The organism is Tardiphaga sp. OK246 (genome assembly GCF_900188215.1).
GTDB classification, from domain to species: Bacteria; Pseudomonadota; Alphaproteobacteria; order Rhizobiales; family Xanthobacteraceae; genus Tardiphaga; species Tardiphaga robiniae.
In genome coordinates this window covers 305,562-320,778 of record NZ_FZOX01000006.1, presented here as the reverse complement: position 1 = coordinate 320,778, position 15,217 = coordinate 305,562, and the positions used below count along the sequence as shown (strand labels likewise).

At 62.0% G+C, this 15,217-nt stretch carries 15 protein-coding genes; 3 read left to right on the top strand and 12 right to left on the bottom strand.

The features are described from left to right. Positions 1-3 precede the first annotated feature (3 nt). From CHC01_RS25550 to CHC01_RS25510, 9 genes are all read right to left on the bottom strand, one after another. Positions 4-1,905: a potassium transporter Kup gene (locus tag CHC01_RS25550; protein ID WP_089267162.1), complete on the bottom strand. Its 1,902-nt coding sequence runs from the start codon at positions 1,903-1,905 to the stop codon at positions 4-6. Positions 1,906-2,076: 171 nt separating this feature from the next. Then, complete coding sequence (locus CHC01_RS25545; RefSeq protein ID WP_068730582.1) at positions 2,077-2,901, bottom strand: OmpA/MotB family protein; 825 nt, start codon at positions 2,899-2,901, stop codon at positions 2,077-2,079. Between the two features lie 30 nt (positions 2,902-2,931). Continuing rightward, positions 2,932-3,705: a motility protein A gene (locus tag CHC01_RS25540; RefSeq protein ID WP_068730581.1), complete on the bottom strand. Its 774-nt coding sequence runs from the start codon at positions 3,703-3,705 to the stop codon at positions 2,932-2,934. 213 nt (positions 3,706-3,918) lie between these two features. After that, complete coding sequence (locus tag CHC01_RS25535) at positions 3,919-4,665, bottom strand: class I SAM-dependent methyltransferase (RefSeq protein ID WP_141137165.1); 747 nt, start codon at positions 4,663-4,665, stop codon at positions 3,919-3,921. Positions 4,666-4,797: 132 nt separating this feature from the next. After that, on the bottom strand, positions 4,798-5,517 hold the full coding sequence (locus CHC01_RS25530) for an RraA family protein (protein ID WP_089267160.1): 720 nt from the start codon (positions 5,515-5,517) through the stop codon (positions 4,798-4,800). A 171-nt stretch (positions 5,518-5,688) separates the two neighbouring features. Beyond that, positions 5,689-6,564, bottom strand: a complete 876-nt coding sequence (gene pssA, locus CHC01_RS25525; RefSeq protein ID WP_089267159.1) for a CDP-diacylglycerol--serine O-phosphatidyltransferase — start codon at positions 6,562-6,564, stop codon at positions 5,689-5,691. Between the two features lie 122 nt (positions 6,565-6,686). Further along, positions 6,687-7,385 (bottom strand): phosphatidylserine decarboxylase, encoded by a 699-nt coding sequence (locus tag CHC01_RS25520; RefSeq protein ID WP_068730577.1) that lies wholly within the window; start codon positions 7,383-7,385, stop codon positions 6,687-6,689. Next, on the bottom strand, positions 7,386-7,778 hold the full coding sequence (locus CHC01_RS25515) for an endonuclease domain-containing protein (protein WP_349636631.1): 393 nt from the start codon (positions 7,776-7,778) through the stop codon (positions 7,386-7,388). Between the two features lie 132 nt (positions 7,779-7,910). Next, positions 7,911-9,866: an ABCB family ABC transporter ATP-binding protein/permease gene (locus tag CHC01_RS25510; RefSeq protein WP_089267157.1), complete on the bottom strand. Its 1,956-nt coding sequence runs from the start codon at positions 9,864-9,866 to the stop codon at positions 7,911-7,913. Positions 9,867-10,075: 209 nt separating this feature from the next. Between CHC01_RS25510 and CHC01_RS25505 the strand changes: the two genes are divergently transcribed. After that, positions 10,076-10,681, top strand: a complete 606-nt coding sequence (locus tag CHC01_RS25505) for an LOG family protein (protein WP_089267321.1) — start codon at positions 10,076-10,078, stop codon at positions 10,679-10,681. A gap of 6 nt (positions 10,682-10,687) precedes the next feature. On the opposite strand, the gene CHC01_RS25500 is transcribed toward CHC01_RS25505, so the two are convergent. The 3 genes from CHC01_RS25500 to cysS all read right to left on the bottom strand — a co-directional run bounded on the left by CHC01_RS25500 (position 10,688) and on the right by cysS (position 13,110). Then, positions 10,688-11,080: a VOC family protein gene (locus CHC01_RS25500; protein WP_089267156.1), complete on the bottom strand. Its 393-nt coding sequence runs from the start codon at positions 11,078-11,080 to the stop codon at positions 10,688-10,690. A 25-nt stretch (positions 11,081-11,105) separates the two neighbouring features. Continuing rightward, complete coding sequence (locus tag CHC01_RS25495) at positions 11,106-11,600, bottom strand: GNAT family N-acetyltransferase (RefSeq protein WP_089267320.1); 495 nt, start codon at positions 11,598-11,600, stop codon at positions 11,106-11,108. A gap of 115 nt (positions 11,601-11,715) precedes the next feature. Next, the gene (gene cysS / locus CHC01_RS25490; protein ID WP_089267155.1) at positions 11,716-13,110 is read right to left on the bottom strand and encodes a cysteine--tRNA ligase; all 1,395 of its coding nucleotides are present in this window, start codon (positions 13,108-13,110) and stop codon (positions 11,716-11,718) included. Positions 13,111-13,412: 302 nt separating this feature from the next. Here cysS and CHC01_RS25485 point away from each other — a divergent pair, with 302 nt between their 5' ends. Then, entirely contained in the window at positions 13,413-13,718 is a 306-nt protein-coding gene (locus tag CHC01_RS25485; RefSeq protein WP_089267154.1) for a Rossmann-fold NAD(P)-binding domain-containing protein, read from the top strand. Between the two features lie 230 nt (positions 13,719-13,948). Then, the gene (locus tag CHC01_RS25480) at positions 13,949-15,133 is read left to right on the top strand and encodes a DUF2865 domain-containing protein (RefSeq protein ID WP_089267153.1); all 1,185 of its coding nucleotides are present in this window, start codon (positions 13,949-13,951) and stop codon (positions 15,131-15,133) included. Positions 15,134-15,217: the final 84 nt, after the last annotated feature.

Below are 15,217 nucleotides of genomic sequence, written 5' to 3'. Positions count from 1 at the left end.
TGCTTAGATCGTCACCTGAGTACCGACCTCCACCACGCGCCCGGTGGGGATCTGGAAATAGTCGGTGGCGTCGTTCGCCGAACGGCTGAGCGCGATGAACAGATGGTCCTGCCACAGCGGCATGCCCGATTGCGCCGATGGCTTCAGTGAGCGCCGCGACACGAAGAACGACGTCGCCATGATGTCGAACTGCCAGCCGAGTTTACGTGCGACGACGAGCGCCTTGGGGACGTTCGGCGATTCCATGAAGCCGAAACGCAGCTTCACCATCGAGAATTTGTCGCTGATATTCTCCATGCGAACGCGTTCGGCCAGATCGACCTTCGGCGTCTGCGCGGTCTCGATGGTCAGGATCACATTGTGTTCGTGCAGAACCTTGTTGTGCTTCAGATTATGCAGCAGCGCCGTCGGCACGAATTCGGGATCGCTGGTGAGAAACACCGCGGTGCCCTTCACGATATGCGGGGGGCGCTTTTCCAGACTCTTGATGAGATCGCGCAGCGGCACTTCGATACGGCGCGTCTTGGTGATCAGGATCGCCGCGCCGCGGCGCCAGGTCCAGATCATGCCGGCCATCAGCACGCCGAACAGCAGCGGCACCCAGGCGCCTTCCAGCAGTTTCAGGAGATTGGCACTGAGGAAGGCCAGATCGACGAACACCAGCGGCGCGATTATCGCAGCGGCAGTCGCGGCCTTCCAGTTCCATAGCTTCCAGATCACCACGAAGCCCATGATGCCATCGGCGACCATGGTGGTGGAGACCGCGATGCCATAGGCCGAGGCCAGACCGCTCGACGATTTGAACAGCAGCACCAGCAGCAGCACGCCGATCAGCAGCAGACGATTGACCCGAGGCAAATAGATCTGGCCAGCATGGGTCTCGGAGGTGAAGCGCACTTCGAAACGCGGCAGCAGGCCAAGCTGCACCGCCTGACGCACCAGTGAATAGGCACCGGTGATCACCGCCTGGCTCGCGATCACGGTGGCAGCCGTCGCCAGCGCGATCAGCGGCAACAGCATCGATTCCGGTGCCATCCGATAGAACGGATTTTCGATCGCGGCCGGGTTCGACAGCACGAGCGCGCCCTGCCCGAAATAATTGATCATCAACGCCGGCAACACGAAGAAGAACCAGCCGTACTGAATTGGCCTGCGACCGAAATGGCCAAGATCAGCATAGAGCGCCTCGCCGCCGGTCACGGCCAGGAAGACTGCGCCCAGGGTCACCAGACCGATGGTCCCGTGGGTCAGCATGAACTGCACGGCATAGTACGGATTGATCGCCTTCAGCACCGTCGGATCATCGAAGATGTGCGAGGCGCCCATCAGCGCGAGCGCCGTGAACCAGATGATCATCACCGGACCGAAGGCGGAGGCCACCTTGGCGGTGCCAATCCGCTGCACCGAGAACAACACGACGAGAATCGCGACCGTGACCGGCACGACATAAGGTTCGAGCGCAGGTGCCTTGAGCTTGAGGCCTTCCACCGCCGAGAGCACCGAGATCGCCGGAGTGATCATGGAATCGCCGATGAACATCGAGGCGCCGATCACGCCCAGTACCATCAGCGGCAAGCTCCGCCGACCCAAGGCACGCTGGCCGAGCGCCATCAGCGACAGTGTTCCACCCTCGCCATTGTTATCGGCGCGCAGCAGGAACAGCACGTATTTCGCTGTCACGACGATGAACAGCGCCCACAGGATCAGCGAGAGCACGCCGAGCACGATGACGGGCGTCACCGGCGCGCCATGCGTTGCGCCATGTACCGCCTCGCGGAACGCGTAAAGCGGCGACGTTCCGATGTCGCCGAACACGACGCCGATACTGCCGACCGTGAGCGACCAGAACCCGGTATGAACCGGAACTTCGATCGGTCCCTCGCCTGTTGTTTCCGTAACGGCCATTCTGCTCGTAACGCCTCTGGACAATCCGGACCCGGCTATGGCGCGCCGGGCAATGCCAGTCAACCGGGACACTAGCCTATACTGCCGCAGATCGCTTATCGGGAGCGCAGCAAAAATCGGCCTTGCCCAGCAAAAAAAGAGGCTGGAGCAGTAAAAAAGGAATTGACTGTTTTACGGCTTGAGGTTTGGCGGCAGCGGAGGGTCTTCCCGCATCAGCGTAATGGTCACCCGCCGGTTGGCGGCCATGGTCGGATCATCGGGGAATAGCGGCTGGCTGTCTGCCTTGCCCGACACCGAGAAGATATGGGACGACGGCAGGCCTTCGCGTTCCAGAATCTGCCGAACGACATTGGCGCGATCGGCCGACAGATCGAATGCATCGTATTCACTGCGCGCCGGCACGAAGCCCGCGGCGGTGTGACCGACGATAGCCACGCGCAGCGGCGTTGCCTTCAGCGGTCCGGCGAGTTTCTGCAGCAACAGGCGGGTGCGCTCATAGGGAACCTTGGATCCGTCAGCAAACATCGAGCGGCCGTTCTGGTCGATAATTTCCAGATTGAGGCCCTGCTTGGTTTCCTCGAACATGATGTTCTTGGAGATCTCGTTGATCTCCGGCATGTCCTGCAGCGCCTGCCGCAGTGATGCCGAGGCGAGCGCGAATTCGCGGTCCATCTTCAGCTTGGCGCCCGCGGGACGGCCGCCCTTCTCGCTCGGACTGGTGATGTTCGACGCATCGTCCGGCGACACATGGTCCTTGTTCTTCGTCTGACCGCGCGTCGGCAGACCATCGGATTCGATCACACCTGAATAACGCGCATCGGATTGCACGCCGAATGCTTCGCGAACCGAGCCGGCAACGATCTTGAGTTTGGCGCCATCAGGGCTGGAGAACGCCACCAGCATGACGAAGTAGCTGAGCAGCAGCGCCATCAGGTCGGCGAAGGTCACGAACCAGCCATGGCCGCCGTGTGCTTCTCCGCGTTTTTTCTTCGCCATCGGACGTGCTCCGAGCCTGCCTCCAGTGTGTTACGCTGGGACCGGCTCACTTTCGTCATGGCGGTGCTTCTCGGGCAGATAGGCCAGCAGCATTTCGCGCACCAGCGCCGGGCTCTTCGAGTCGCGGATCATCAGGATGCCGTCGATGATGAGCGTGCGGTTGGTCTCCTCATCGAGCACCTTGACGTGCAGTTTGTCGGCGATGGGCAAACAGATCAGGTTGCCGACGATCGCGCCATACAGCGTCGCCAGCAGCGCGACAGCCATGAACGGTCCGAGCTTGGACGGATCGGACATGTTCGAGAACATCTGCACCATGCCGAGCAGCGTGCCGATCATGCCGAAGGCCGGCGCACAATCGCCGATGGCGCGGTAGATCTTCGAGCCTTCGTCGAGATGCATGAGGAAATTGTCGCGGTCGCGCTCGAGATTGTCGCGGATGAATTCGAGGTCGTAGCCGTCGGCAACGAAGCGGATTCCCTTGGCGAGGAATGCGTCATCAGTTTCGACTTTTTCGAGTCCGACCGGTCCCTGCTTCCTCGCGATTTCCGCGATGCGGGCGAGTTCGTCAACGAGATCACGCGCGTTCAGGCGGCTCAGCGTGAATGCAAATTTGGCGCCGAGCGGAATGCCATGAAGGATGGACGAGAGCGGAAAGCGGATCAGCGTCGCGGCGAACGAACCGCCGAAAATGATAATGACGGCGTGGATGTCGTAGAACATCCCGAAGCTGCCGCCCATGAGGACCAGGGTACACAGCACAATGATGCCAGCGACAAAACCGACGAGTGTTGTGATATCCATGTCAACTCCGACGCTATACACGTATCGAACGACGCCCGTCCTGGACGGCGGCACGCCTCGAGATCAGGCCGCGCGAAGGTACCTTAGCGATACTGCGATTAAGGACGCGTTACCGCTTCACGGTTCATTAACGACAGATTAATGACGTGCGAGCACGCGTGGAACGATACGGAAAGTTCGTTCAGCAGACCGATTGAGGATGATTGTGCGGCGTCAAACAGCGCGCTGGACGACCACGAAGGTACGTGACCCCGGCGCGTGGGTCGGGTCATCGAGAAACTCGATCGGCTTGAGGCCGGCGGCCACGCAGAAGTCGGCGATCGTATTCTTCGGCAACGGCTTTGCACCGCGCCACGACGTATCCGCCGTCAGCGGATCCTTGCCGAGCAGCGCCTTGATCCTCTGGATGACAGGTGTCGGGACGAACTTGGCGATATGCCAGAGGATCGTCGGATATTCGTGCGCAGTTCGGAAGTGAATGAGTCCAAGCGCGGATGGACGCAGGATGCGGGCAACCTCGACCAGATTGGCCTTCACGACGTCATGCGACGGCATGTGCTGAAAGACCTCATATGACCACACGAAGTCCGCAGTTTCGGACGCCAAGGGAAACACGACGCCATTGCCGGCGACGAAGTCGAGATTGCTGAACGCCGCTGCCGCCGCCTTCGCGTTTTCCACCATGACGTCGGACACATCGATGCCGACAGCCCTGGTGAAACGCCGGCCAAGCGCCTGCGTGAAACGTCCGACACCGCAGCCGATATCGACCGCCGTCTTGCCGACGGGATCAACTGCATATTTTGCGAGAACAGGGTCGATCAGCAGCGTCGCGCGTTCGCGACCGAGTGCGAAGAATTTTTCGGGATCGTGATCCCACAACTCGGTCTCGACGTAAAAGAACGGGTCACGATTTGCGCGCTCATTCCAGGCTTTCTTCATATCCTTGGTCTGAGGCAATACCGTCTCCAATACCCGTCTCCACGGCAGAACGGGCAGTTAGCCCGAAGCCCTCCGGCCGCGCAAGCAACCGGAGCTGGTTCGGGTTAATCGGCATCTAACCTTTATCGTTAGTCTTAATAGACCCGGATTTCAGTGTATTTCCGACGAGCGCGCCATCGCCTCTTTCAGCTTCTCGAGCGTGAATGACGGACTGCGCGCGATATCGAGAATGGGTGTCTCCCGCCGCCCGCACAGCTCTGCCGCTTCCGGCAGTTTCGCGGCGACATCGAGCGGGATCACAACCGCGCCGTGCTGATCGGCATGGATCAGATCGTCCGAACGGACACTCATGCCGGCAACGCGTATTTCATTGCCGAACTCGCTCACATGCACATGCGCATGCGACGGACCGATCGTGCCGGCGAGCGCCTGGAAGTCCGGCGCCCATTGCGGGATATCACGGATCGAGCCGTCGGTGACCACACCGAGGCAACCGAGCGCCCTGTGCACGGCGCTGTTCACCTCGCCCCAGAACGCGCCATAGCCCGCGTCGGGCCCGTCGATATCCTGGATCACGCTGATGCGCGGACCGATGCCCGTGCCGACATAGTCGTAGTAAGCGAGCCGCCGCGCCTTCTGCTCCGCGGCAGGCAGGCCGGAGGCTATGGTCGCGCGAATGGTCGCGGTGCGCGCATAGCCGACGATGGGCGGCAGATTGGGAAACGGACAAACCAGCGGACGCGTGGTGTAACCGATCAACCGGCGCTCGGGGGCGACGATCTCCATCGCATTGCAGATGGTCGGCGTGTCGTAGCGGCCCAGTGCTTCCAGAACGGATGCGGGCAGCGGACCGGTCGCGGAATTCGTCACGGCGTTTCTCCTGTGTGATTATCGCATCCCGTCTTCGCGGGACGTCGTCATCGCTGAGTGACTTCGGATATAGCCGACTTCACTGCATGCCCAAAACGAAATGCAGCCGCTTTCGTTGTGGCTGCTATCGCAGGGGAAAGCGGCTGCATGAATTGTTCGCGAGATGGACAATCAGTTCAGGCGTGCGGGCCGATCATCCGGTGCGATCTCAGGTGCACCCGGCGTATAGGGCGTCGATGCATGGGGCGCTGCCGGATTGACAGGGACCACCGACTGCGCGGCCAGCGCGCGTTCCTGATCACGATACGATTTCCAGCCCAGCGGAAGGCTCAGCAGATACATGATCGAGAGCGCCGACAGGATGTGCCAAGGGTAGCCGATCAGCAGCGCGATGAAGAGCACCACGCCGACGAACACCGGCAGCACCAGCTCACGCGGCACCCGCATGTTCACGGCCTTGCCGGAGAACACCGGCAGCCGCGACACCATCAGGAAGCCAACAAGCAGCGTGTAGAGGGTCGTCAGGATGGCCGGCGGCATCGGCATGCCCAGGAAGCCCAGATAGATCGGCAGCATCACGGTGAGCGCGCCCAGCGGCGCAGGCATGCCCGTGAAAAAGTTCGCGGCAAAGGCCGGCTTGTCCGGATCGTCCATGGTGGCGTTGAAACGCGCCAGCCGCAGACTGCCGGCGATGGCGAACACCATCGCGGCGATCCAGCCGGCATTGCTGAGATCGTGGAGCTGCCAGAAATACAGGATCAGGCCGGGTGCCACGCCGAAATTGACGAAGTCAGCCAGGCTGTCGAGTTCGGCGCCGAATTTGGACTGGCCCTTGATCATGCGGGCGACACGGCCGTCAACGCCATCGAGCGCGGCGGCGAACACGATGGCCGCCACGGCAAGTTCCATCCGCCCCTCGGTGGACAGGCGGATCGCCGTCAGGCCGGCGCAGATCGCCAGCAGCGTGATCATGTTCGGCACCAGCATCCGGATCGGAATGGTCCGGAACCGGCGGCGGCGCGTCTCGGGAGACTGGTCAGGAGGCATTTGCATGGCGTGATCCTAGCAAATCCCACCCTGCTCCGCCATTGTGGCGTCCTGCCGCCGAAAGCGGCAGGAAATCGGGGTTAATCACCCCCGCGGCTATCACCCCTGGGTTATCACCCGGGTTAATCGACGCGGTATGTGCGGCCGCCGTCACCAATCCGGAAATCGGCCAGCACGGTCTCACCAGCAATCGCGGTCTGTCCCACGGCCACCAGCGCCTTGCTGCCTTCCGGCAGGTAGATATCCAGCCGGGAGCCAAAACGGATCAGGCCGAAGCGCTCTCCGGCGCTCAGGGTCTGGCCCTCGCGCACGAAGGACACGATCCGGCGCGCCACAAGCCCGGCGATCTGCACCACACCGATCCGGCCGCCGGGGGTCGAAATAACCAGCGAATTGCGCTCATTGTCCTCGCTGGCCTTGTCCAGCTCAGCATTGATGAACTTGCCCGGCCGATAGGCAATGCGCTCGATCCGGCCAGCCACCGGGCTGCGGTTCACGTGGACGTTGAAGACGCTCATGAACACCGAGATGCGCAGCAGCGGCTGGTCGCCGAGGCCGAGTTCGGCCGGCGGCAGCACCGGTTGCACCATCGACACTTTCCCGTCGGCGGGCGACACCACGACGCCCTCGCGGGTCGGGGTTACGCGCACCGGATCGCGGAAGAACAGCGCACACCAGACCGTCAGGACCGTGCCGATCCATCCGAGCGGCGTCCAGATCCAGAACAGCACCAGGCTCGCCAGCGCAAAAGCGCCAATGAACGGATAGCCTTCCTTGTGGATCGGCGGGATCTGACCACGGATGGAATTTGCGATGGACATTTAAGCTCTATCTTTCTTCCCCTCTCCCCCAAGCAGCGAAGCTGCGCAGGCGGGAGAGGGTGGCGCGACGCGTAGCGGCGTGCCGGGAGAGGGGGCTGGCGCGGAATGGCCAAGATGTTCAACGATCACCTCAAGCACTCCATCCGTGTTGTTGAACACCTCATTATTCCAGAACCGCAGAACGCGAAACCCTTGTTGTTGAAGCCATTGGTCTCGGGTTTGATCCGGTTTGCTGTCAGCATGCTGCCCGCCATCGACCTCAATGACGAGGCGCCGTTCAAGGCAGACGAAATCAACGATGTATCGCCCAATCGGCACCTGACGCTTGAATTTGAAGCTCTGAAATCGGTGGGCGCGCAGCCGATACCAAAGCTGCCGCTCGGCATCCGTCATATTGGCGCGCAAAGCTTTGGCCTGATCCCTCGCCATGCCCCCCTCTCCCGTCTCGCCCGCTAACGCGGGCGATCCACCCTCTCCCGCCAAGCGCAGCTTCGCCGCGCTCGGGGGCGAGGGAAAGAGAAAGAATCACTCCGCCGCGTCAGGCGTCATCAGCCGGTCGTCATCGACCGGCGGCGGGGTGCGATTGGGGGCGATGGCATCGTCGCCGATCTGGGCCAGCCGCTCACGGGCCTCCTGGGCCTCGCGCTGCCGGTTCCACATGCTGGCATAGAGACCGCCCGCCGCCAGCAACTGGCCATGGGTACCGCGCTCGGCGATACGGCCCTGATCGAGCACAATGATCTCGTCGGCGCCGACAATGGTGGACAGCCGATGCGCAATCACCAGCGAGGTCCGGTCCTGCGAGACCTTCTCCAGCGCGTCCTGGATTTCCTGCTCGGTATGGCTATCGAGCGCCGACGTCGCTTCGTCGAGCAACAGGATCGGCGGCGCCTTCAGCACGGTCCGTGCAATGGCCACGCGCTGCTTCTCGCCGCCGGAGAGTTTCAGGCCGCGCTCGCCCACTTCGGTCTCGTAGCCCTTCGGCGACATCCGGATGAAGGGGTCGATCTGCGCCATGCGGGCGGCTTCCTCGACCTCCGCGTCGGTTGCGTCCCAGCGGCCATAGCGGATGTTGTAGCGGATGGTGTCGTTGAACAGCACGGTGTCCTGCGGGACCATGCCGATCGACTGGCGCAGCGAGGCCTGCGTGACATTGCGAATGTTCTGGCCGTCGATGGAGATCGTTCCGCCCGACACATCATACAGTCGGAACAGCAGTCGCGAGATCGTCGACTTGCCGGCGCCCGACGGGCCGACGATTGCGACGGTCTTGCCGGCCGGCACCTCGAAGGAGAGCCCCTTCAGGATCGGCCGCTCCGGGTCATAGGCGAAACGCACGTCGTCGAAGCGCACAGCACCTGACGTCACCAGCAGCGGCTTGGCTCCTGGAATATCCTTCACTTCCGGATTGCGGTTCAGGACACCGAACATCTTCTCGATGTCGATGATCGCCTGCTTGATCTCGCGATACACCATGCCCATGAAATTCAGCGGCTGGTACAGCTGGATCATCATGGCGTTGATCATGACGAAATCGCCCACCGTATGAGTGCCGTTGCGTACGCCGACCGCGCACATCAGCATCGTCGATGTCAGACCGAGCGTGAAAATGATCGCCTGCCCGGTATTGAGCACGGCCAGCGACGTATAGGTCTTGACGCTGGCGCGCTCGAAGCGTTCGACCGTCTTGTCGTAACGTTCAGCCTCACGCGTTTCGGCGCTGAAATATTTGACCGTCTCATAGTTCAGCAGCGAGTCGATCGCCTTGGTATTCGCCTCGGTATCGGACTCGTTCATGTTGCGGCGGATAGCGATGCGCCACTCGGTCGCGAGATAGGTGTAGTACATGTAGACGACCACGGTGATCGCCACGACCAGCACATAGCGCCAGTCGAACTGCCACAGCAGCACGCCCATCACCAGCAACAGCTCGACGATGGTCGGCACCAGTTGCAGGATCACCATGCGCACGATGACTTCGATGCCTGCGCGGCCGCGTTCGAGCACACGTGTCAGGCCACCGGTCTTGCGCTCCAGATGAAAGCGCAGCGACAGTTCGTGCATATGGACGAAAGTGAGATAGGCCAGCTTGCGCACCGCATGCATCGCCACTTTGGCAAAGATGCCGTCGCGCCATTGCGTGAAGATCGCCATCAGTACGCGGATCGCGCCGTAGCTGACGGTCATGGCGACCGGCGATGCGATCAGCCACAGCGTCCAGTTCGAGGACTGGACGGGAGCCGTATCGGCGCCGGTCAGCGCATCGATCGCCCATTTGAACGTGAAGGGCACCGTCAGGGTCGCCGCCTTGGCGACCAGCAGCAGCAGCATCGACCAGACGACGCGCATCTTCAGGTCGTCGCGGTCGCCCGGCCAGATATAGGGCCACAAATGGGCGAGCGTTCCGAACAGCGTGCCGCGTTCGATATGGGCCGAGTTAGGAACTGTCTCGTCGTTCAGCGCGGGATCGGAATCAGACATGCACGGCGCCTGGAACGAACGGAGCTGCGGCCCGGGGCCGGCTCAAAATGGAGGTCGATTTCATTAGAATGCATATAGGCGCTTTGCAGGAACGTCGCACCCTCGCGGAGCATACTTTTCCCTGCGGAGAGGTGTCCCGGGCAGGAATTTCCCGTATCGCGTTCATTCCGTGTCTTGACGCTGTTATCCCGCAGTGCCACATGGATTCCATGAGCACAATTAAAACGATCTGCGTCTATTGCGGCTCCGGCCCCGGTACCAATCCCAGTTTCGTCGAATCAGCGGTCGCGCTCGGCAAGATCATGGCCGAGCAAGGCATCGGCCTGGTCTATGGCGGCGGCTCCATCGGCCTGATGGGCGCGGTCGCCAAGTCCGTGCTGGACAATGGCGGCCGGGTCACCGGCATCATCCCGGAATTCCTGACCAAGCGCGAAAACGCGCTGACCGCCGCCCAGGAACTGATCGTTACCCACGACATGCATGAGCGCAAACGGCTGATGTTCGAGCGATCGGACGCCTTTGTCGCCCTGCCCGGCGGCATCGGCACGTTGGAAGAGCTGGTCGAACAGCTCACCTGGCAGCAGCTCGGCCGCCACAGCAAGCCGATCCTGATGGCCAATATCGATAACTTCTGGGAGCCGCTGCTCGAGCTGCTCAAACACATGCGCTCGACCGCCTTCATCCGGCCGACACTGCCGCTGGACGTGCTGACGGCCGACCGTGCCGAAGACATCCTGCCCCGACTCCGCACCGCTGCGGCGCTGGCCTCCGACGAAGCCAAGAAGCTGGCTCCGGACGTCGCGACGCGGCTCTAAGGCCTTCTACGACGTGGTGGCGTCGTCTTTCGGGAACGTCACCACCTCGATACGATTGCCATCGGCATCGGCGATGAAAGTCGCATAGTAGCGGACGCGATCATGCGGCCGGAGCGAGGGCGCGCTTTCCGAGACGCCGCCTGCGGCGATTGCTGCCGCATAAAACGCATCAACCTCATCCGTCGTCTTCGCGCGAAGGCAAAGATGCACACCGCTATCAAGCGGTAGCGGTGCCATGCCTGCACGCAGATTAATCCAGACTTCCGGATAGGTCTTGCCGAACCCAACCATCGCCGGCCGTGTTACCAGCCGGGTCATGCCAAGCGGCGCGAAACTACGCTCGTAGAAGGGCACGGCACGTTCGAGATTGCTGACCGCGATAGAGATGTGATCGATCATCGGTCTTCCCCCAGCCTTCTTCGATTTAGGCGGCCCCGGATTCGCCCAGCGTCTTCTGCATCGTGGTGTTGGCAAGCCACTCATCATTCAGCGGCACGCTGTTGCGCTGTGTCGGGATATACCCCCGCTTCTTGAAGAAGGGCTCAGCGGTGTCGCTGGCATCCACGGTCAGCAACTTGGCGCCGCGCGCACCAGAGAGCCTCTCGATCGCATCGATCAGCAGTGATGCAACACCGCGCAAGGCGGCATTCGGATGCACGTAAAGCAGGTCGATGTGGTTGGCGCCTTTCAGCGATGCAAAGCCGACCGGCACGCCGTCCAATGTCGCAATCAGCGTGAGTTGCGACGCCAGCCGCTTCCCGAAGGCCACCTCGTCGTCGACTGTGGCGGCCCAGGCTTCCTGCTGCGCTTCGCTGTAGTCGTCGCCCGTCAATTCCTCGATACTGGCCACATAGATCGCAGCCGCAATCGCGGTGTCATCCGGTAGGAACGGCCGCAGTGCCGGTTTCGCCTCGCCCATCGCGCTCACCAGAAATCCACCAGCTTCAGCGCCAGCGCGATCGCGCCGATGATCAGCGCCCATTTCAGCGCGATGTAATATTTCCAGTGCTTTGGAAACGGTGTGTCGGGTCGGCTCATCGCACGATCTCCCAAGTGGTACCTTCCTTCGAGTCCTTGATGACGACGCCCATGGCGGCAAGTTCGTCGCGGATACGATCCGACTCCTTGAAGTCCTTGCGAGCCCGCGCGGCTGTACGATCCGCAATCAAACCATCGACCTTTGCTGCATCGATCCCGCTGGCCTGTTGCTTGCGTCCATTCCATGCAGCAGCCGTTTCCGACAGGAAACCGAGCGCACGTAACGACGCTGCAAACTGGCTGCGATCGCCGTCATTGCCTGCTGCCGCACTGTTGCGAAGACCGTGTAACGCCGCAACAGCCAGCGACGTATTCAGATCGTCGAACATTGGCTCCATCACCTTGTCGGAGACGTCGCCACCTGTTGCATCCGCTGCGACCCAATACCAGTCATCGAGCGTCTTGGCGCTTTCTTCCAAACCTTTCACGGTCCAGTCGATCGGCGAGCGATAGTGTGTCTTCAGCATGTTCAGGCGTAGCACTTCGCCCGGCCAATCGTTCAGCAATTCCCGGATAGTGAAGAAGTTGCCGAGGCTCTTCGACATCTTCTCGCCTTCAACCTGCAGGAAGCCGTTGTGCATCCAGTAATTCGCCATCGCATGCGTGCCATGGGCGCAGCGCGATTGGGCGATTTCGTTTTCATGATGCGGGAAGATCAGGTCGAGGCCGCCGCCATGAATGTCGAAGATCGTGCCGAGATAGGCCTCCGCCATTGCCGAGCACTCGATGTGCCAGCCCGGACGGCCCCTGCCCCAAGGGCTGTCCCAGCCGGGCTCTTCCGCGGATGACTGCTTCCACAACACGAAGTCGGTCGGATGCTTCTTGTGCGCATCGACTGCGACGCGCGCACCGGCCTGCTGGTCTTCCAGTTTGCGGCCGGAGAGTGCGCCATAGTCGGCCATCGACTGGGTGTCGAACAACACTTCGCCCGCAGCCTCGTAGGCGTGGCCGCGCGCGATCAATTCCTTGATCAGCGTCACCATGTCGGTCTTGCCGTCGGGGCGCGGCAGCACGAAGTCCGTCGCCCGCGGCTGCACTGTCGGCGACAGGCAGCCCAGCGCTGCGACGTCGGCCTGAAACTGATTGGCCGTGGTCTCGGTGACCCGGCGGATCGCCTCGTTCAGCGGCAGGCCCGGAAAGTCGCGCAACGCGCGATCGTTTATCTTGTCATCGACGTCGGTGATGTTGCGGACATAGGTGACTTTGTCGACTCCGTAGACGTGTCGCAGCAGCCGGTACAGCACGTCGAACACGATGACCGGGCGCGCATTGCCGATATGGGCGAAGTCGTAGACCGTCGGCCCGCAGACATACATCCGGACATTGTCGGCATCGATCGGCGTGAAGACGCGCTTCTCGCGGGTCAGGGTGTCGTAAAGGCGCAGTTCCATGGATGTCCGTCCCTAGCGGCCGGGCGTCCTCTCATCCCTCTTGAGATTGATCTCGTGTGAGAAAAGACGGCCTCAGCCAGCGAATCGCTAGCTCTTAATCTCGCGGCAAATGCCACAAATGGCGAGAGAACCGTTCATCGGGGCACCATGGGGCAACCCCAGGTGGCCCGTCAAGGGTGTGGAACTATGCCGCAAAGGGCTGATTTCGGCCTCAATCCATCGCTACGCCGCCCATGGTTAATGATTATTAATCTTTGGGGCGTATCGAATGAGGGCGAATTTCCTCATTCATTCGGTGAGTTATGAAATCCATTTCAGTCGTTCTGACGGCGGCATTTGTTCTGGCCGCTTCCTCGGCCTTTGCCGATTCCCGCGTCTTCATCATCGCCAACCAGTCTGACGGTTACGGTATCGACCAGTGCCTCGCCCGCGGCGAGAAGTGCGGCGCGCATGCCGCCCTGTCCTATTGCAAATCGCGCGCCTTCGACCAGGCCGTCGCCTATCGCCGCGTCGATCCCGATGAAGTGACCGGCTCGGTCCCGACGTCAGGCAGCGCCTGCCATCACGGCAAATGCGACGAATTCGTTGCGATTACCTGCCAGCGCTGACATCCCGCGGCTTGCGATTTTCTTGCGTCACGCTTGCGGCCACAGTGAGGCCCCGGAAACGACGTGACCCTGCCGCGAGAAGCAGCTATGGAAAGCCGCGTTCGCCGCCGCATTTTCATCGCGCGCGTCTGGCAACGTCGGCGAGAGGTTGGCGGCGGTATCGACGCGCGATGCCGCACCACTCCGCTTGTTTCTGTCTCGCTCGCTTCTGACTCGCGCATTGGCCGGATATGTCTGACACTGTGACTGCTTCCCTTTCTCGCTGGGTTTTTGTTGGTGCCGCACTGGTTGGTGCGCTGTCGCTGGGCACTCCTGCATCGGCGCAGAACGGACCGCCACCGGCCTATCCTGCGCAGCAGGTCTATCCACCAAGCCAGGCGCAGCAGCAGGGTTCTGCCAATCCGATGTGCGGGCGCCTCGAGGCGCAGCTCGCGACCATCGATCGCGGCAACGGCCTCGATCCCGCACGCGCCGAACAGCTTCGCCGCTATGAGGACGCCGCGTCCAAGCAGCAGAGCGAGCTCGACCGCGTCTCAGCGCAGGCCAAGCGGATGGGCTGCGACAGTTCCGGCTTCTTCTCGCTGTTCAATGGCCAGTCGCAGCAGTGCGGCCCGGTCAACAACCAGATCCAGCAGATGCGCGGCAATCTGGATCAGATCACCAGCAATCTCGAACGCCTGCGCGTCGGCACGCCCGGCAGTTCGGACCGTGATACCCAGCGCCGCTCGGTGCTGCTGGCCCTCGCGCAGAACAATTGCGGCCCGCAATACGCCGCCGCTGCGCAGCGCGCCGCGCCACAGAACTCAGGCCCCGGCGGTTTCCTGAGCAACCTGTTCGGCAACAACGAGCCAAGCCCCGGCGCGGCGCCGCTGGACGGCAATATGTCACCCGTTCCGTCCGGCACCTATCGGACCGTCTGCGTGCGCACCTGCGATGGCTTCTATTTCCCGATCTCGTTCGCGACGATCCCGGCGCGTTTCGGCGATGACGAGCGAACCTGCAAGAATCTCTGCCCGGCCTCCGACGCCAACCTGTTCACCTATCGCAATCCCGGCGAAGACATGAACTCGGCCGTCTCGGTTTCGGGGCAGCCCTATTCGTCGTCGCCGAACGCTTTCAAGTATCGCACCGAATTCAATCCGTCGTGCTCCTGCAAGGCGCAAGGCCAGACCTGGTCCGAGGCGTTGAAGAATGTCGACGACAAATCGGCAGCGGAGAATGGCGACATCATCGTCACCGAGGAACGTGCCAAGCGGATGTCGCAGCCGCAAAAGGGCACGCCTGCCGCCTTGAAGAAGGGCGCGGCGACCGATGCGCCTGCTGCAGCAGTTCCCGCGCAACCGGCGGCGCCGTCCGCTCCTGGCCAGATCCGGACCGTCGGCCCGCAATTCCTGCCGAACAACGCGCCGCGTTAAGCCTCGTGTCCTCGCCCGGCCAGGCAGGGCGACAAGCGCACGGCCCCTGCGTCCAGCTTCGGACAACCTCCGAACGGTAGGCTC